This window comes from Nitrospira sp., assembly GCA_024760545.1.
In the GTDB taxonomy this organism is placed as follows: Bacteria; Nitrospirota; Nitrospiria; order Nitrospirales; family Nitrospiraceae; genus Nitrospira_D.
Genome location: CP060502.1, coordinates 219617 through 237837 on the forward strand (window position 1 = coordinate 219617; position 18221 = coordinate 237837).

General features: G+C 55.2%; 23 protein-coding genes. 5 read left to right on the forward strand and 18 right to left on the reverse strand.

Annotated elements, in window-relative coordinates; all coding sequences use genetic code 11:
• Nucleotides 1-239: 239 nt before the first annotated feature.
• On the reverse strand, nucleotides 240-1010 hold the full coding sequence (locus H8K03_22845) for a hypothetical protein (GenBank protein UVT22659.1): 771 nt from the start codon (nucleotides 1008-1010) through the stop codon (nucleotides 240-242).
• 751 nt (nucleotides 1011-1761) lie between these two features.
• Nucleotides 1762-2724, reverse strand: coding sequence for a helix-turn-helix domain-containing protein (locus tag H8K03_22850; GenBank protein ID UVT22660.1), 963 nt, complete (start codon nucleotides 2722-2724; stop codon nucleotides 1762-1764).
• A gap of 103 nt (nucleotides 2725-2827) precedes the next feature.
• Between H8K03_22850 and H8K03_22855 the strand changes: the two genes are divergently transcribed.
• Entirely contained in the window at nucleotides 2828-3130 is a 303-nt protein-coding gene (locus H8K03_22855; protein ID UVT22661.1) for an antibiotic biosynthesis monooxygenase, read from the forward strand.
• Nucleotides 3131-3408: 278 nt separating this feature from the next.
• On the opposite strand, the gene H8K03_22860 is transcribed toward H8K03_22855, so the two are convergent.
• From H8K03_22860 to H8K03_22925, 14 genes are all read right to left on the reverse strand, one after another.
• Nucleotides 3409-3828 carry a nuclear transport factor 2 family protein gene (locus H8K03_22860; protein ID UVT22662.1) on the reverse strand — a complete coding sequence of 140 codons (420 nt, stop codon included), beginning with the start codon at nucleotides 3826-3828 and terminating at the stop codon, nucleotides 3409-3411.
• 81 nt (nucleotides 3829-3909) lie between these two features.
• Nucleotides 3910-4767, reverse strand: coding sequence for an NmrA/HSCARG family protein (locus H8K03_22865; protein ID UVT22663.1), 858 nt, complete (start codon nucleotides 4765-4767; stop codon nucleotides 3910-3912).
• A gap of 818 nt (nucleotides 4768-5585) precedes the next feature.
• Nucleotides 5586-5966, reverse strand: a complete 381-nt coding sequence (locus H8K03_22870) for a PilZ domain-containing protein (GenBank protein ID UVT22664.1) — start codon at nucleotides 5964-5966, stop codon at nucleotides 5586-5588.
• A gap of 14 nt (nucleotides 5967-5980) precedes the next feature.
• Nucleotides 5981-6736 carry a hypothetical protein gene (locus H8K03_22875; GenBank protein UVT22665.1) on the reverse strand — a complete coding sequence of 252 codons (756 nt, stop codon included), beginning with the start codon at nucleotides 6734-6736 and terminating at the stop codon, nucleotides 5981-5983.
• A gap of 3 nt (nucleotides 6737-6739) precedes the next feature.
• Nucleotides 6740-7030, reverse strand: a complete 291-nt coding sequence (locus tag H8K03_22880; protein ID UVT22666.1) for a hypothetical protein — start codon at nucleotides 7028-7030, stop codon at nucleotides 6740-6742.
• Between the two features lie 18 nt (nucleotides 7031-7048).
• Nucleotides 7049-8425: an HD domain-containing protein gene (locus H8K03_22885; protein ID UVT22667.1), complete on the reverse strand. Its 1377-nt coding sequence runs from the start codon at nucleotides 8423-8425 to the stop codon at nucleotides 7049-7051.
• Nucleotides 8422-8838 (reverse strand): hypothetical protein, encoded by a 417-nt coding sequence (locus H8K03_22890; GenBank protein UVT22668.1) that lies wholly within the window; start codon nucleotides 8836-8838, stop codon nucleotides 8422-8424. Before H8K03_22890 ends, H8K03_22885 begins: the two co-directional genes overlap by 4 nt.
• A 7-nt stretch (nucleotides 8839-8845) precedes the next feature.
• Nucleotides 8846-9400 (reverse strand): transglycosylase SLT domain-containing protein, encoded by a 555-nt coding sequence (locus H8K03_22895; GenBank protein ID UVT22669.1) that lies wholly within the window; start codon nucleotides 9398-9400, stop codon nucleotides 8846-8848.
• 17 nt (nucleotides 9401-9417) lie between these two features.
• On the reverse strand, nucleotides 9418-9861 hold the full coding sequence (locus H8K03_22900; GenBank protein ID UVT22670.1) for a heavy metal-binding domain-containing protein: 444 nt from the start codon (nucleotides 9859-9861) through the stop codon (nucleotides 9418-9420).
• Nucleotides 9862-9878: 17 nt separating this feature from the next.
• Entirely contained in the window at nucleotides 9879-11786 is a 1908-nt protein-coding gene (gene traN, locus H8K03_22905; GenBank protein ID UVT22671.1) for a conjugal transfer protein TraN, read from the reverse strand.
• Between the two features lie 37 nt (nucleotides 11787-11823).
• Entirely contained in the window at nucleotides 11824-12837 is a 1014-nt protein-coding gene (locus H8K03_22910) for a hypothetical protein (GenBank protein UVT22672.1), read from the reverse strand.
• Nucleotides 12838-12874: 37 nt separating this feature from the next.
• Nucleotides 12875-13624, reverse strand: coding sequence for a hypothetical protein (locus tag H8K03_22915; protein ID UVT22673.1), 750 nt, complete (start codon nucleotides 13622-13624; stop codon nucleotides 12875-12877).
• A 7-nt stretch (nucleotides 13625-13631) separates the two neighbouring features.
• A complete protein-coding gene (locus tag H8K03_22920) occupies nucleotides 13632-14261 on the reverse strand; it encodes a hypothetical protein (GenBank protein ID UVT22674.1) in 630 nt (209 codons plus the stop codon).
• A 32-nt stretch (nucleotides 14262-14293) separates the two neighbouring features.
• Nucleotides 14294-14653: a hypothetical protein gene (locus H8K03_22925; protein UVT22675.1), complete on the reverse strand. Its 360-nt coding sequence runs from the start codon at nucleotides 14651-14653 to the stop codon at nucleotides 14294-14296.
• 89 nt (nucleotides 14654-14742) lie between these two features.
• On the opposite strand from H8K03_22925, the gene H8K03_22930 reads away from it, so the two are divergent.
• From H8K03_22930 to H8K03_22945, 4 genes are all read left to right on the forward strand, one after another.
• Nucleotides 14743-15975: a hypothetical protein gene (locus tag H8K03_22930; GenBank protein ID UVT22676.1), complete on the forward strand. Its 1233-nt coding sequence runs from the start codon at nucleotides 14743-14745 to the stop codon at nucleotides 15973-15975.
• Nucleotides 15972-16973, forward strand: a complete 1002-nt coding sequence (locus tag H8K03_22935) for a hypothetical protein (GenBank protein ID UVT22677.1) — start codon at nucleotides 15972-15974, stop codon at nucleotides 16971-16973. The genes H8K03_22930 and H8K03_22935 overlap by 4 nt, the downstream gene beginning before the upstream one ends.
• Nucleotides 16974-17049: 76 nt before the next feature.
• A complete protein-coding gene (locus H8K03_22940; protein UVT22678.1) occupies nucleotides 17050-17337 on the forward strand; it encodes a DUF4258 domain-containing protein in 288 nt (95 codons plus the stop codon).
• Nucleotides 17334-17615 carry an antitoxin gene (locus H8K03_22945; GenBank protein ID UVT22679.1) on the forward strand — a complete coding sequence of 94 codons (282 nt, stop codon included), beginning with the start codon at nucleotides 17334-17336 and terminating at the stop codon, nucleotides 17613-17615. Before H8K03_22940 ends, H8K03_22945 begins: the two co-directional genes overlap by 4 nt.
• Here the strand turns inward: H8K03_22945 and H8K03_22950 are convergent.
• Together H8K03_22950 and H8K03_22955 are read right to left on the reverse strand one after the other, a co-directional pair.
• Nucleotides 17612-18031 (reverse strand): hypothetical protein, encoded by a 420-nt coding sequence (locus H8K03_22950; protein UVT22680.1) that lies wholly within the window; start codon nucleotides 18029-18031, stop codon nucleotides 17612-17614. The two genes, H8K03_22945 and H8K03_22950, sit on opposite strands and share 4 nt — an antisense overlap.
• A gap of 24 nt (nucleotides 18032-18055) precedes the next feature.
• The gene (locus H8K03_22955) at nucleotides 18056-18220 is read right to left on the reverse strand and encodes a hypothetical protein (GenBank protein UVT22681.1); all 165 of its coding nucleotides are present in this window, start codon (nucleotides 18218-18220) and stop codon (nucleotides 18056-18058) included.
• Nucleotide 18221: the final 1 nt, after the last annotated feature.

An 18221-nucleotide genomic window follows, 5' to 3' on the forward strand; every position in this document is an offset into this window, starting at 1 on the left:
CCGTCATTCAGCGAACCACCTGATAACGGTCGGTCGTGGACGTCGGATTTGGGTCGGATGGCGGCGGCTGGAGATCGACTGTGAACGGAAGTTCGGCGCCGAGATCGCACCGTAATAAAGCGGTCCTCAGTCCTATCGCATTAACGTTTGAGCTCAGCCGCGTGCGGAGGCCGCAGGCCGTAGCACGTCGGCTGGAGCGACGGGGGTTGGGCGTCGGCACGCATCGGGGATTTTAGCCGCTATTGAATAGACAAGCCTGTCGGCGTGGACGGTGGCATTGAATCACCTTTTTCCGCAGTCGAAACAATTATTTTCGCTTTGTGGATGGCGGTTGAGAAAACGTCCAGTCCCAATGCTGCTTTGTTCACAATACGCCGGGCTGAGGCTAAATTATTCCCGTTCAAGAGTTGCTCAATCTCGCCCCTGTTGTTTGACAAGTACGCGGCCAATATCTTGGCTGCCACTTCCGGCTTGCTTACCTCGTCAGGATTCTCGACAATATCGACGCTCACTTTGTCCTTGATCTGCTTCTGCATCTGCTCGTAGTTGTACCTGCCAGTGAGTTGGACAAAACCGCGACCACGGAAAAGAATTCCGTCTTCACACTCAGTCCGGGGTAACATTCCGTGGCGAGAGCGCATCAGCTCTTCATCAATACCGGTGTAGTAGCAATTGCCCAAGTGCAAGTTGATGATCGGTGTTCCGTCTTTGCGAAATGTCAGGGTCGAATCGTACTTGCCAAATGGGCGTTCGGTTCCCGGGGCTTGGATGCCGGCATAGCTTGGCTGATCGATCGTCTTCGAATAGGTACTCGGTCGCTCAGGGTCCGGCGAGAAGTTTGATGTTTCGACACGAATGGTGGCAAGCGCATAGACGACGACTTCCTTACTGTCACCGAGACCAAACTGCCGGAGTTCCGTCTGCACAAGAGGCCAGTTTGTATGCACATTTTCTTTGGCTGCGCTTGGGAATAAGGTAGCAACCTGTTCTTTCGTGATGCGTTCGACCAACTCGGTCTTCAAGTCCTCGGCACCCGCAGAAAGTAATGGCAACAAGATCGCTGACGCGACAAGAGCCAACAGAAGCACATGGCATCGCCATTCGGAAATCGTGTTTATGCTTCGCATTCTGTACGACGTCTAACAATGTTTAGGCCGATCCGCATAAGAGCCGGACCTGCCATTTTCTATCCGAGTAACACACCTTCAATGATCGTGAACAATATCCTATCTCACCGGTGGTGCAAACGGCTGCTTTTCAATTCGGTGATCGACTGGTTTGGGTCGAGGATCGCCATCGGCCACTTCGCGACAGTCGCTACGGCACGCTCCGCGCCGGAAAGCTGCCGTTCATTAAAGATGGTGCCCACTTTGCGCGACGCTTGGCTGGATTGGGGATGAGTTTGCTGGTGTGGGAGGAGGATCGTAGAACAGATCCTTCGCACGCGTGTCCGTGCACACGACACCTGCCCACAAGTCTTTCTGTATGTTCTCGAACTCATGTGACCAAGACCTCGCCACCGTCCAGCAATCAGATGGTTCTGGAACAGACTTGCCCGTACAACCCGTGGTTTAGGAAAGCGCCTTCGACATCCACCTCCAGCCTACTCAGACCCACTCAGGCCAACTGGAACTCACTGGAGCCAATGAGAGCCAAGAGTTGGAGAAAAAACGCACTTTGGCTTGAGTAGGCTGGAATGAGTTGGAGTGAGATGGGGTTGAGCACAAAATGAGCACAATCGACTCTCCGGGAAGGGCTTGATCAGTCGCGTGCACGTAGCTCGCGTACGCCGCGGCCGATCTTACGACGAATGAGTGTGCGCAGCGTCACTCCGTCTGCGTAGCCAACCTGAGCGGCAATCTGATCAACACTGGCCGTACTCGTTTGTAGCAGATGCACCGCGCGCTCGACGCGAAGATCCTGAAAATAAGCAAGCGGGGACTTACCCAGCACGGATTGCAGGCGACGCGCCAAGGTGCGTTCACTTGTCACGGCTGCGTGAGCCGCTTTGCTGAGCGAGAAACCATCAGCGAGCTGTCTCCGTGCCCATCGCTCGAACCGTTCGACGAGCGGGTCTGAGTGCGCAAGGTGGTCGGGAATCATGAACGCCGCCTGCGAGGGCCGTGGGTCAACCAGCAGGTAGCGAGCAGTCAGCGCCGCCAGCGCGGGACTGCGTCGACGCACCAGCCATAATGCCAGATCGAGGTGTGCCAGCGCTGCGCCGCCGGTGACGAACCGAGATGAACTCATGATCATTCGCGAGTCGTCGAGTATGACATGCGGGTACCGTTCACGAAAGAATGGGGCGAGCCACCATGATGTCGTCGCACGATGGCCGTTGAGCAGCGACGTGCCAGCAAGGACAAATGTTCCCGTGCAGGCAGCACCCACCAGCGCGCCGCTGCCAGACCAGCGACGAAGGAGTGTTTGCGCGTCCGTGATGTCTCGCCGTTCAAGCGCAATTCGCAATGTGTCCGGCATCTTCGCCCCGAGCGCCGGCACAAGCGCGACATCCGGGCGCGCAAGTCGTGCCGCCGACCGTACAGGCACAGACAGCCCGTGACTGGTGTATACGCGGGAACGGACACCCACGACCGTCACATCGAAACGTGTCGAAGGTGTTCCAGCGGATTCCGCCAAGTCGTTCGCCGTTCCGAACGTGTCGAGCAGCGTAGTTAAGCCGGTGTCGAAGACTTCATTCAGAGCGAGCACATAAATTCGCATGGCGAGAACTGTACCATAATTGTCACTTCTGCCACTAGAATAGATCGTCACTCATCCCTACAATTTCACTCACGCGGTTTAACCTCAAATAGGAGTGACTACCATGGTGCAAGTTGCTTTGTTCGTGCGATTGAAAGCCAAACCAGGAAAAGAAGCGGATGTCGCCCGCTTTCTTGAAAACGGGCTCACCTTGGCGAATCAGGAAACCACGACGCCGATCTGGTTTGCCCTGCGATTGGGACCGGCGACGTTTGGCATCTTCGATGCCTTTGCTGATGATGCAGGCCGCAAGGCACATTTGGCTGGCCCAATCGCGGCAGCACTGATGGCCAAGGCGTCCGAGTTGCTTGCCGAACCGCCACAGATCGAGCACGTCGACGTGCTTGGCGCGAAGATCCCGCACTGAGGTCTGGCTCGGTCGGTGTGAGGAGATTGCTTGCCGATTTACCATGAGCGGCAACCAGCGATTTGCCGGAGGCTGCCGCTCGACTGATGACAAGATAGTGGTAGACAAGACTGGCTGTCTGGAAGCCCGTCAAAAACGTTGTGAAGAACGAGACGCCATTCTATGGATATAGTTGAAGCTAAATAGTAGCTATCAAAGGGGTCTAAAAGAACTGTTTATGGATCATAGGGGGTTGCAAGTAAGGATTGAATTAATCACGTATGTCGGTGCGTTTCTCACTAAGGTTCGAGATCGAGGATCGGCGTATTGAGCGCCTTGGCCGCACGCGTAGGATCGAAATATTCGCGTAGGAACGCAATTATTTCTCCTCTAGCACGCAGGAACAGCACATAATCCTGGTGATAGACTCGTCCTGTCGGCTTGATGAGCCCCTCCGCCTTGACTTCGGCGACTGCCCCTTCCAGATCCGCGAAGGGATACACCTTGAGGTCGAAGAAACGGAAATTTTCCACCGCTCTCAGGAACCAGGTGACATGACGCACCACCTCCTCCCTTCCCGATAGTCGCGCTGGATGGCCGATGGCAGGCGCGTAGGCAAGTTCCCACAAAATATCATCGGCGATCAGCGTCTGCCATTGCATGTTGTCTTCGACGAGTGTCTGGAAGTGTCGTTGCAAGAGGTCAGCGGCGATCGTCATTTCAGTCTCCCAGTTCACTACCAGTTGCGGTCCTGACCGCACGCTGTGGGAAATTTTGATCCTTTGCTTGGTGTCTATCATTCACACTTTCGCCCAGTCGACCGTCTTACTCCACTCTACAAATGTGGTGAGCGGCATCCCGAACTGCTGTTTCAACGCAGGCATATTGATCGCGTAGCCAACCTCGTTGAACCACCGAAACATCGTGGCGAGGTCATGACCCATCGCCGCCTCGGCCTGCTCCATCTGGAACTCCTGAAAGCGGATTGGTCGACCTATCGCCTTTGTCAACAGTGCGGCAGCTTCAGGCATCGTGAGGTCATCTCCTGCCAAATCAATGGCCTGTCCAAGAAAATCGTTCGGACGCAGGAACGCGGCCGCACCGAACGCGCCGATATCCTTGAGCGCGACCATCGCCAGCTTCCTAGCCGGTTTCATGGGCAGCAACAAGACCCCTTGCACAGACGGTTTCGCAAAGGTGGTGAAATTCTCCATAAACCATACGGGCCGCAGAATCGTGGCCGGCAATCCAATCTGCCGGATGTGCTGCTCCACCTTCCACTTACTCTCAAAGTGTGGAATGCCCGTGTTGCGGTGCGCACTCCCGACGGACGTATAGACATAATGGGTGATGCCAGCCTGCTTCGCGGCATCCGCCAGCATTACCCCCTGGCGCACCTCCGCCTCCATCCCTGCCTCGAAAGGGGTAGACATGGCAAACACCCCGTGCACGCCTCGGAGCACCGCCTGCAAATCTGAGGGATTGGTCAAATTCCCTTTGACCACTTCCGCACCAGCTTTAGCAAGTGCGGAGGCCTTCTCAGGGGTTCTACTCATCACACGAACTTTCTGCCCTTTCGCCAACAGCGCGGTCGCGACGGCTCCCCCCTGTTGTCCCGTGGCACCCGTCACCAGAATGAGCTTCGACTGCGTTGCCATCTCACACCTCCATTATGTGCACGCCAACCACGATGTGCGGCGTGTCTGGTTCTGGCTCAACTCCTTTGTCCGGCTGAAGGACGGACTATTACAATCAGAATCATTTCTTTTTGGAACAGCGTCAGCATAAGTCAAATTCCTTGAGAAATCGACCAACGTTGGGCTGGCATTTCAGATGGGGATTTTGACAGGGGGTGTAGTGGGGATGTTCGGGAAGTTAACACCCCTGGGATCCCGATGGTGCCATCATACGATTGGACCACCTGATAGCGGTCGGTCGTGGACGTCGGCTTTGGGTCGAGGCTGTGTGAAAACGCGAAAAGAATTGGCGTCAAAGAAAATCGACCTCTCAGAATGACCTGTATTCGATTATTTCGAGCCGGGTAATGGTCTGAGGACCCCTGAAATCATGCAAAATCGAACTGCGTAAGAGTTTTCACACAGCCTCGGTCGAAAGCGGTCGTTTGACGCACATACCAGAGATACTCATCACAGCGCCTTACACAGGGGAAACCACGATAAGAGCGAAACGAGAGGGGCATGGGGACCTCGCAGGGAGGCGTATTCTAGGAAAGCTTGGAAGCTAAGTCCATCGCCGCTTGACGTGCAATGACCGGACAGTTATTGCATGCAACATCGAAGCATCACGTATTTTCAGGAGGCAAATTTATGATTCACCCGTAGCACTCCCACACATTGTGGCGGTGCAATAATGACGTCCGGCGCCGCAGTTTGCGGTATACCGTCCACACATGACGGAGAAGTGTATCGAAGACAAAGAAGCGGCGCAATGAACCGCTATGCTATAGCCACAGGTGTTATTCGTCTCGATTCCTGACAGCGGCTGCTTCACGATCGATGAAAGCCGCCAGTGTCTCGACCGATTCATCATCGATCACGAGATACTCAACCCCATGGTTTGTTCCATCCGTCCAACACACGCAAGCGGCCGCCACATAAACCCGTTCCGATGTCGACAGACTAAGCGTGAACGAGAAGAATGTCCCTTCCCGTAAGGAGAGGTTGCCGGTGAATTGGCATCCACACCGGGAGAGGTTCCATGCGGTTCCCTCCCCTTCCTCGTTCCCCACCTGATAGGTGATGGGTGCACACACCGACACCCGCCGGTGAGAACGCATCATAGGTTGATCGGCCATGTTAGAAAGCGCCACGCCTCCCGCTGAAGTGGGTCTCAGCATATTTCCCATCCACTTTAGATCGCGTCATATTGCCGGCGCATTTCATCTTCACGATGGGCCCGTCGCGAGCCAAGCAGGAAGGATATCCCGGGAAGAGTGAGACACACCATCGTACTGATCACAATGAAAATGCCGGACTTAAACAGCAGATTGCGAAAGTCGACCAGGAAGTAGAACAGATGATCCCATTGTTCCACGGTGAAAATCCCATGAACCACAAAATAGGTTGATGTCAGCACGTTGGAAATGATGTCCGGGGTAATCCGCCAATAGAGGAAATGAAACACCACGAAGATCAAGAGCATCTTGAGAATACTGCCAGTGACAAACCCGCCGTACAATTGCCAGATCGCATTGCGGCACACTTTGCCGAAATAGCACGCGCCTAAGTTAAACGCCAACAGAATATTGATGCCCAGGGTGTAGCTCAATCCAATGAGAAGAGAAAAGACCTGATCGGTCACCGTAGGATCATGCGTGCCGAAGATCGGAATCACGCGATCGATCACCCCCACACTGATCGGGGTGAAAATGATGTTGACCAACATGTCGGCCCAGGCCCCTTTCAACCCGACGTCGAAATACCCAAACTTCTCGTTCAGCAGGAGAAAATGGGGCGGGATCTCCATCCCCGTCCGTTCGACCGCCGACAGCTTCTCAATGTCAGAGATCGCCTCGAGGAGGCTTTTCGGTTTGGCCCGTGGGGTGGTGCTAGGGAACAGCGGCCCTGGATTCCCTTTCCCTGCAATCCCTCCCCCTCCACCTTCCATCGGTTATTCTCCCAATAGTCCAAACGTGCGAGCCACCGACCCAAAATACGCAAAGCAGGTCGTAAAGACGAGGAACAACACCGCGAGTCCAAACTTCTGCTTGTAGGTCCCGTACCAGAACGAATAGAACAGACACAGCGCGGCGCCGATCCGGGCCAAAGTGCCGTGAAACATCAAGTTAAAGAAGTTCATCCACATGTGGCGATACGCCTCTTCGCTCATGTAATTCAGCGGGTCCAAATACTCGAACAAACTCGCTGAGACCGGCTGAATCAGGTGGAAACTGATATTCATGAGCAAGGGCCCCATCCCTTAGTGAACGATGTCCTCGATCAACTTAAAAAACCCTGTCTTCCGCTGTTCCAGGTTTGAGGGCGTCGTCGCAAAGGCCGATTCCAGAATGGGTACGGCATAAATCGGCAGTTCTTTCTTGGTCTTCAGGCGGAGCTTATACCGTCGTCCGGAAAACCCTTCTCCGATCGACTCTGCCAACACGCCAGCCATCCCTAACACGACCGCCAGTTGATTCAAGACTTGATCACGGTCGGACATCCGCAATAAATGAATGTCCACGATTTTCTTCTGTCGCGCGAGTTCCTTCACGACACCGTACAACGCCCGCGTCTGACAGTACACGATCCCGCCACTCGCCACCGCCGCCCATTCCCCTTTCTTCGTACTGTCCGTCCCGCCCATGTTGATCAGCGGCTCAAGCAGGGCGAGAAACTCTGGCGTCGTAAACCAATCGTCCCAGCGTTTGATCTCCAGGGTCTTCGTCACATACGCCACTTCTTCTTCGCGAGCACGGCCGTCTGCCACTTTCAGTAACGTGGCAAACGCATCCTTCACCAAGCGATGATGCCCTTGAATGGCCTCACAGACCTCGTCGATCCAGAAGATTTCAACCTTCTCGCAATATTCACGGATCTTCATGACGCTGATCGCCGGATGATCGCGCATGGAGTAAATACCAGAGGCTCGAAAGACCGGAATCTTTCCCAGATCATGCCCAAGACATGACATCAGCATCTTGGGAATCAGCGGCTCGGGATCTTTGTAATGGCTCATCAATTCGGCCAGTCCGTGTTTCGTCACACGCTGCGTGTGATCCCGCAAATTCACTTGCGCGAGCGTATCCCGAATCGAATAGAGATCCGCGACCTCTTCATCTTGCGTTTTGGCCTCCAACACCACCGACGGGCAATCTCCATATTCTTCCAACACGTCAATCATCGTCACCAACGGCCCCAGAACTTGCTGCCGCTCAAGGAGACCCTGATACGGCAGGATAAAGTCCCGCAATAAGATGGATGCGGCCGCGCGTTTCGTGATGGGCGTCCTTGGCGCTACCACCGCTGGCACTGCACTCACCACAACCGGTTCCTTTCCAGGCGATGCCACCTCCTCACGTCCACGAAGGATCGCCGAGACCACGGTCGCCCCTGCCGGCGCCAGGGCTTCCTCCATCGTGACCGCCGGTGTCCCAATAGGACGCAAGCCACTCCCATGAGCTGATCGAAAGTCTTGATTATGCCGTAACCAGACGGGGGCCAAATCCTCTAACGCAATCACGAGTGGAGAAGGTTTGACGAGCGGCATCCATTTCACCGACGTCGCCATCTTTTGCGGCAGGCGGACCAGTAGGGATTGCCGGATCCGATCGAGTACCGTATGCACCCAGCGGCTCATCGCCACGCCTCCGGCAATTCCACGGCCTGGACTTGCTCCTGAGCCACCACCATTTTGGTCGGCCGGCCAAACAAGGCTGTGACAATAGTGGCTTTCCCATCGCTAATCTGATCTATCCGCCCCACGACATGCATCGCTCCGCACGGCACACGGACCGTTTCCCCAATCTCAGGGCACGACGGCATGACACGCTCCATTTGCAATCCTGCAACCTCCTCCATGCTCAGGGGCAGCACCTGCCGCACCCCGGCACAGGTCCGTATCATTGGGATCCATTCTTCTTGTCCGTGCCAGACCACATACTCATCCGCCATCCGCCGGATGTCCGAGGCGCCAGACTTCTCCAATAACTGAATCAATCGGCGCACTCCCGATCGCACGACGTGACCGGCATACCAATGTCCCATCGTCATTCCTCTCTCAACGGAGTTGGTCGAGGGCCTTCTTGACTCTCCAGGGATATTGCGGATTGATCCCGTTATACCGTTCGATCGCACGCCAGTTATACCCATGACGCTCGATCGATTCCCTGAGGATTCGAGCCGACACTTTCAGGTTGGCACAGCCATCGAGGAGAGAGATCGGATGTATACGGTATCGCTCCATATTCCGCGTATTGACTTGGCCTAGCCCCACATCAAAGTTCACATTCTGTTTCCACAGTCGCGTGACCAATGAAATAGCGTCGTTCATTGAACGGACTGTTTGGCGAATGCCCTTACCATGCTGGTTCACCGACACCGCCAGCGGGTCCCAATTCCCATTCTCGACCTGAACAATCGCTCGCAGTAGTGTCGAGGGAAGCTGATAGGCAGTGGCGGCTTCTTCAAGACAGGCATGAAATGGGTGTGAACCTCCCTCCACCTGCGTGCGCATAGTCTGCTTCTCTCCTTTTGCCACACCAAGCGACGGGATGCTCACCACAATCACAATGGTGCCAAACACCAGCCACCATCGCATCTCGCGCTCCCTCATGTTCCGAACTCTTTGGCCTAAGCCACAGCCGGAAGCATTACCTGTACCGGCAGTGGCTTCGCAGCTATCACCGGAAGACCTTCCACGACACACCACCGTACCGCGGTCCCTCGAACGGTAATACTTTTCATCGACATCCCCTTAGCCGAAACTGTTTCCACTTGGAAATCGAGTCCCATGATAGCCGTTGGATTTCCATACTTCTCATATGCCATGTCACTGAGCTCACGGAGGGCAGGGAGAATCAGATAATTCTGCACCGGCTTATCGTAGCTCCGGACTCCGCCCCCGATAAAATCTCGCACCCGTGCCATGATGTCCCGCAACCAGCCCATCCCCTGCGTTTTATGAACAAAGACCAAGCCTAAGGGTTCACAGAGTTGCGGTTCATTGTTGATGCTATAAATTCCAGACTCCCCGAGGGTGAACATGGGTAAATAGGGTCGGTCCTCTGACAGCATCGTGCCCTCCTCTAATCTCAGCAGCCTGGCGCGCCCGGATTCATAGCACAGGCTTTTTGACGCAACGATTCCGCGACGGCGGCTTGATCATAGTTTGTGGTGATCGACGAGAAGTATTCTGTGAAATCCATCGTCTGGAAGTTCAGCGCTGCGAATTCGTTCAACGTAAACCCATCACAATCGGGGGCATCGGGTGTCCCGAAATTCTGCCCCAACTGCGGTTTCCCTTGTTCCTGGATAATCCGTGCTAATTTTGAGCGGAAGGTACAATACACATCAGCCCGGCGCGCGCAAATCTGAGCAAACCCCACACTCCACCACTCAATACAATGGTTCCCGACCAAGACCACCTGCTGCGCCCGCTTATCACCAGCCAATGATATTTCCACATCGGTACACGTCCCCAACATTCGATCGGGATCGTCCGCACAACAATCGATAATCAAGGTTCCCAACGTGGAATACGAGCAGGCCTTCGGTGTACCTGTGAAAATCCGTAATTGATCCTTATCGAAATCATCCTGCACCGCTTGGACCATCGCCAACATTGTCGCGGCAATCTGGAAGTTCTGATTCGGCGGGGTGCTCGTATCCATGCAAAACGGGACATAACTCCCTGGTGCGCCACAGGAAGTGCATTGTTGCACCACAGTTTGTTGCGCACAGACGGTGCCACCTCCACACTGCACCGTCACCGAGTAGGTATCGCATCCGCCCGGGATGGGGGTCGTACAGGTGGAGGCCACATCAAAGCACCCCGCCTGCAACAACGGGGCACAGGTGTCCGTTGTCAAACTCGAAAAGCCCCATTGTTCTTCACGTACCCATGCCCCACTCGCCGGCGCCACCGTTGGCGGGAGAAGCGTCTGGACGGTCCCGTCACTGAGCGTCACCGTTCGGGGGGCATCATCAAGAACCACGGAGGACATCCGTACCCACCCGGACGCACGAACTCCGGCGCACTGATCGTTGATCACGTCTTTCCGAATGACCCACGACTTTCTCCAACTCGTAGCTTGAACGCTCCCTGATTGCGCTCCTGACGCTCCACACACAATGGCGAGCACCTGGCCCGATGAAATCGAGAACGAGGTCCCACCACATTGCCCACCGATCGACACATTGACACTGAAGTTGACGAGGACAATTTGCTCATCGGGATCAAGCGTGGGTGGCGTGAAAGAAAAGCTGGCAAAGGTCCGCCAACCGATCCCCCCGCAATTTTCACCAAATACTCCACCGGGACCAGTGCCCAACCACTGCATGACATAACTGTCCGGGGACGGATTCAGAACCCGGACATACATATAATGATCGACACAGAAACCAGCCGACCCGCCCGGGCCTCCCGTGATCGGGACTTCCCTGATGCTATTCGTCACCTGAATTTGACAGGTCAGTTGACCACTCCCTGGCCGATTACAGGTTTGTGTCGACGGCGGGGCCTGTGTCCAGGACACGCAAATCGTCACATCCGTACAGGTGCTGACATTGGGATTCGGAGTGATCGAACTCGCAGTCGTATTGGCCGTGGTCACAGGAGCGCTTGTCGTTAAATTCCACCCTCCAGCATCCACCCCCATTTGTTGCACTCGGGACGCATTCGGGTTCGACGCCGCGGCATTTCCCGCCGCATTATTTAAGCCCGAGACATCACCTGTGTCGGAATAGTACCCAGAGGCAGATGAACCGGCGCAGGAGGCGTCCATACACCCCGAGGTCCCACCATACTGTGGCACCGCCCCCTGTCGGCCGCTCACCGTCCCTCGATCCAGCGCGCCGGTCGACTGGATATTCCCCATCGCACAGCGAGCTTTCTGCAGGGGATCGGTAATCCCGCTACAAGATACTTGAGCAAGAGCTATCCCTGTGACCGGTACGATTCCAGCCATAACGATCATCACCGTCAGAATGCGCCGCACCATCACCACCGCCTCTCCGCCTGCTCGTATTCCCTTATGTCTAGCGTTTCTCTCCAACTTCCGGTGCCTGTGCCGCGGTTTGCACGGGCTTCTTCCAGCCAATCTTTTCTTTGGCCCAATCCGTCCACGATTGCTTCGTAGCTGGTTGCACAGCCACCGTCGAAGTCGTCAACAGCGGCGATTGCCCACCATTATCCGTCACCTGTGCTGATGTGGTCGGAGGGGTCGTCACCTCAGCAGGCTTAACCGCGACGGCTGCCGATGGAGCCCCATCCTTCGGACCAGTCACCGCACCATCTGTCCCAGTCACTGGAGCGGTGGGGACAACAGGAGCTTGGGAGACCGTTGCAGGGACAACCACAGAAGGATTCTCCCCCACACTCCCCGTAACCGGAGAACTACCAGTAGTCACCGTGGCAGGAGTCACAGGAGATGGCTCCAATTTTGGACTGATGACTTTCGATGGCGGCACAACAGTCGAAGCCTGCCCGAGTTTCTGCTCCAATGCCCGCTCAACAGCCCCCTTCCCCTTCCCTTTTCCATCCGACTCAGAGCCAACTTCATGTTTGTTGGCGTCACTCGTCTCAGCCGGCCGAGAGAGTTTTGCAACCGCCTGCGCCTGCTTCCGTAACACTTCGACCTTAGCGCCCAACCCCGAGATCGTTCCATTCATCGCTTGTTGCTGTTCACTCATTGTGCGAAGCAACTCCAACGTTTCTTGAGACTGGCCCGTGAATTTGCCAAACTCCACCCGCTGAAGAGCCAATTCCTGACTCACGGTAGTCAGTCGAGCTTGCAGCGCCTTCACATCCACCAAGGTTTGTTGAACCGTCGACTCCAACCCGGTGACACGAAGTGAGTGCTGCGAGTAGGCTCGATGCAAGGCCTGCACATCAGACGACAACCCGTCCCGTTCGATATCCTGTTCTGTCTTCACGTACCTCAAATGCTCGTTCTGCTCCACTTGTTGATCGTACGCGGATTTGGACACACACCCGCTCAACGCCCCAGCACACAGAACCCCCGTCATCATCATCTTCATAGCAACCTGCATAGAATCCTCCTTACAAAGTTCAGGGTGCTCCCGCCCCCTATGTAGACGCTCCTCGATGCACAACTCTCGGCCGACCATTACTCGAACCTGTTGACCCGATCGTGACGTCATCCTTCGACGTTATTTCCAACTCAGCACCAATCTTTGCCACTCGAGGTTTTTGAGGCTCACGGAGTTCACGCGGCTCGTAATAATCCACGTCCACCGTCGCACACACTCCACGCACCACCCGATCTAACTCCCGTACCAACGTGAGCGCTTCGGATAGACGCGAGTCGCTACGGAGCTGCTCCATGCTGATCGTGCGCAACACAACCAAGACGCGATCCATCCGAATGATCTGTTCAACCACTGCACGGACTTCTTCCGTTTGAGGAACCACCACATGTGCACGTGGGTCAGCGACCATCCGTTTCCGTTCCACCAGTGATTCTCCTAACGCCGGTGTGAGCAACACGAGCTCGCCACCAGAAGCCCGGAGCCATTCGGCCGCTTGCTTACTCCACGTTTGAATAGGTTCCAGGAGTGCTAAGACTTCCGCTACAGTACGAGTGACACCCAAATCTCGCCGTAACCGCGGGATCGCCTTATTGAGTGGGTACACCATGCGAATGAGAATGCGACCTTCAAATGATCGTGGCAGTACAATGAGACTGCCATACTGCTGCAGGAGCTCCCGGTTGAGCGCGATCCGCTCCTCAGGCGTTTTCTTTTTGCGTTTCGCGTTGGCGGCAGCCCCATTGTCGTGTTTCGGTGAACCGGAACTCTGTGGTGACTGATTATTCATAGTCCTCCTATAAGCTGGCCAACCGAATCGAAAACCCGGTAACTCGGCCTGCGACGGCCACATTCAAGCCAGCCTTCCCAAGAAATCGTGGCATCACTGCTGCCGGGACACGGACCTCAGCCTCATGGGCACGACGGTCGACCGTGATTCCTTTCACCTCACCAAGGGGAGCCGGCAACAACGCTTGTTTGATAAATTCTTCGGGGGATGCACTGTAGAGCACCAAACACGGACGTAACCGCGAATAGGATCCAAACTCTCGCAAATACGGCAGGCATAACCTGATGGGGTCATCTCCCGTCGGTGATCCCACAGCAATCTTGACGAACTCCGCATGCTGAACTGTCCCCACCGCCTTCACATCCACACGCCCCTCCGCGATCACCGGGGCAAACAACAGTTCAGCGACGCGGCGAATAAAATGGCCCGATCGTTGGGAGACAATCGGATACGGTCCCTCCACGGATTTGATACAGGCATAAAACCGGTCTCCAACCCGGTAGGGACCATCCGCACAGACCCGAGGCAGCACCGCCATCCGGTCCGTGCCTCCTATCAACGTCAAATAGCCAGGCTTGTCAGGATTTGCTTTGACCACCTGGCCCAACACAAAATGACCGACCTTATCGAACGCCATACTTAGTATTACGCTCGCGAAGTTGAAGGCCCCTATCGGCGCTTCCGATCAAGCTCCTCTTGAAACATCTTTCGGCACAGACTCAACGGTAGGAAAACCGTATCGACATGACGGGCGGGAACCACCACTTTCACCAAATATCGCCCTTCGTACTCCGCCGTCACCGTACTGACTTGATACCCTTTACCCCGCAGTGCATTGACGAACTCTTCCGGACCGGACCACTTCGGGAGGTCGCTGACCTCACCCACTATTGAAAACACCTCCCCACACCCCCCCATCCCGGAGGCCACCATCCACCGCTCCGGTCCCAACGGTGACTGTGCCCACACCGGAATCGCCCAGATCCCCCACAAGATCGTGATCCCTACCATCAGTGTCCGTATCAGCATTGCCCCACCATCCCTTGGATTCCCTTGCGACCGCCCTGCTTCTCTGGCATACACAGTCTTATTACGATCTCTCGCGTAATAGAGCTCTGATGCCACACAGACTGCGCTACAAGTGGTCTCTCCTCGCCTGGCTCACCCTCCTCACCGGATGCGCCAATTCGTACTTTGTGCCTATGGAGCTTGCCCCTTCGCACATCGAACGCACCCCGGCCGGGACAGAACCAGCAAGCCGGCCGAGTCTGCACGTGATCACCCACTCTGATGGATTGGGATGGCAAGTCTCAGCGACCCAAGAATGGATCGACCGAGAGCACGTCACGGAACAGGAATATTGGAAGGGCTGGGTCTATGCACCAGCAAAGAATTCAGCAGCCCAGGTCGGGTACACCGCTGGCACCGTCCTTACCTGCCCGGGCAGCATTCTCGCTCACGTCTTTATCAGGATGATTCGGGTGGTCGGACTATTGGATCAAGCGGAACCCACGTGGCACTACATTAAAGGGCTCTGTGTCGCGCCACTGCTAGGCTTGGATCCTACGACCCCACACTGGCAGACCCAACCAGGACCCACACATGACGTCACACGCGTCTCCCAACGAGTCATTCGTCCACTCACCGACGGACGTCTCCAACTCCGCTGGATGCATAAGCAGTTCGATCCGGTCGGAACAGAATATGTGATCACCAAGATGTCCCCAACACTCGATATCCGGTTACGCGAGGTCGCGGCCGTCCTTCTCCGGACCCATCAGCCCGATACCCTCCGCCAAGGCCAATTGGAGATCACCCTCCATACCACTGACGGACTCACCATCACGACCCCCATTTCAATCAGCCCCTCCACGCTAAAAACGGCCCTTGAATCTGATCTGATCCGCAGACCTGCTTCAGACTGGCCAACATCGCTTCGGATTCGCCTGGAGACCCAGGACCCTGCGCTAACATCACTGACCCAAACCCTCCTCACTGAACTGGGTTTACCCAGCGTTACCCGCGGAACCACTGCCACCTCGCTATATGCAGCTCAAAACCAGGAGGTTTCACCGCTGTTCCAAGAAGGGACCTCTAATTCCATCGGCCATTGGACCGGAGCCACTGTACTCCTCTCCCTTACGAGCACGCGCATGACCGAAACCACACACTTACTTGTGGCCACCGCCAGCTCGATCGAAACAGGACTTGTCCTTGGACAATTCACCCTCGAAGGACGAGCTGGCCTCACTCCTGACGTCGCCAGTACCTTGCGTGCACAACTCACACAGTTGCTCACTGGTGACGGCCTCGCAGTCCGTCGTGGTCTCATGATCGAGGAACGCCGATGAAGATGCTGGTTGCCGCCATCCTTATTTTCTTATCTGGCTGTCAAACACTCCTGACCTCGCCTACTGGAACACCCTCAACGTCTCGCCTCCCGATCGAGCGACTTCCCCACAGCTCCCCGCACGTGCAGCTGACACCCAATGCCACCAAAGACCATTGGACCATACAAGTCACGCAACAATTCGATGACGTCGAGCAAGTTCACACGGTCCAGCAACAGGCAGCACGTCGCTACCTTTTCTGGCCCCTGGCCCCTCTGAACGGCCTGACACAATGTCCGGCCGGTTTAATCGCATCCGTCCTCTCTTCTCGAGAGAGCGCCAACATCCTGCGCGAGGTCGGCTGTATGCGGCTCCTGGCTATGGAACCGTTACGCAATACCGTTCCCACCCACATGATTGACCATCGACAACAAGTACACCGATTGTCCGAATCCCCTGTCGCCGGCGCCGAGATCACCTTCCGTTCACATGACACAGAGGACGTGATCCACACCTTGACCGGCATCGATGGACGAGCCACCGTTCGAGGCCTCGTGCAACGTACGCTCGCCGGCGTCCTCACCATCTCAGTGGCCAACCAGATCATCGAAACACAAGAGATCACCCTCAACCCCAGTCACCCTAACTCACGCATACGAGCACTACAGCTCCCGCCCAACCCCGTATTCCAAGTGGACGAAGCACACACCTCGCCCTACCTGGAGCACATGATCCGCATGCAGCTCCTTCAACTCGGGTTCTCAGTCCTGCCAAACACTCGATCGCACAACGCAATTGTGGATGAACAGAAGATCCAACTAACAGGAAGAATCGAGGATGGGTCAACGGTGAAGACCGCTCGTCTCGCACCACCAACAATGCTCATTCAAGGAAGAAAAGAAGAAGAGTCCCCGTACGAAATCACAGTCCTCTTCGTAAAGAACGGCGAGCAGCACATCATCAGAATTGATGATCTCGGCGAATTAGCCCTTCTCCTTCAACGCCAACACTATAAGTAAGAGCCATCCTCACACCGTGAACCGCAAACGGACATTGTGTTGACATTCGGCACACATTGTCATAGGGTTATCAGACATGGAATCATGGGAATATGCCTTCGACCCGGACAAGAATGCCTGGCTCATACAAGAACGAGGGATCAGCTTCGAGCAGATCATCGCCCTCATTGAAAGCGGCCATCTCGTTCAGGTGCTGGAACACCACGATCGCGAGCGCTATCCTCACCAGTTGCTCTATGAAGTCGATGTGAATGGGTACATATACATCGTCCCAGTCGTGAGAGAACACCGAACGCTTTTCTTAAAGACGATCTATCCCAGCCGAAAGGCCACCAGACATCACGAGAAAGGACGCGCCACATGAAAAAGAAACTTCTGCTGGATAAGGACGAGGATCAGGTAGTCGCGGATTACGAGCGCGGCGCCTTCAGGCCGGTGAAGAATCAAGCTATAGCAAGAAAAGAAGCCATGGACGCCGCCCGACGCTACATGCGCAAAGACGCCCGAATCAATATCCGTTTATCGACCGCTGATCTTGAAATGCTGAAGCGGCGCGCCGCCGAGGAAGGCCTGCCCTATCAAAGCCTGATCGCCAGTATCCTGCATAAATACGTCAGCCGCTCTGTGCCACAGACCAACTAACGGGCAAGCGGAGTAGCTTCAAGTACACAATCGCCATAAGCTTCCCTGTACATTCCATTGCCGATATACGTATTCGGAGCCGATGCTGGACCAGGGACCGCTCCCAAAGCAGAAGTTGTCCGATAATTCACAATGCCAATCCCTTTCCTATTTTTATCTCGACATATTTCATCTAGCTCAACACCTAATGGCTGCTTACCCTCGTCACGTAGAAGATTGTCTGCAGAACCCCAAGCGCCTATTGTGAGAACTTCAGATCGAACAACCTGATAGCCAGGAATCTGAGCCCCCACATAACGTCCCAACCATTTTCCCTTAGCATTTCCTTCTGTCTCAGCCGCGGCCAGAGACCCAGACCAAGAGAGACCAACAAAGAAGCAGACAATTACAACCATCACCCGAGTCATCGATTTCATATTTCTGCTAACCTACTTTACTGGTCAATCACGAGGATTCTGACTGTGATCAGGATCAAGAAACTCTCGCTGATAGTCACTCGCCCAGCCTAGTCGCTCGAAATCGTCGTTATCTTGCCCCGGCAGCTGACCGAGAATATGCCATGCCCCACGGATATACTGCCGGATCGTGGAAAGCCAGTTCAGCATG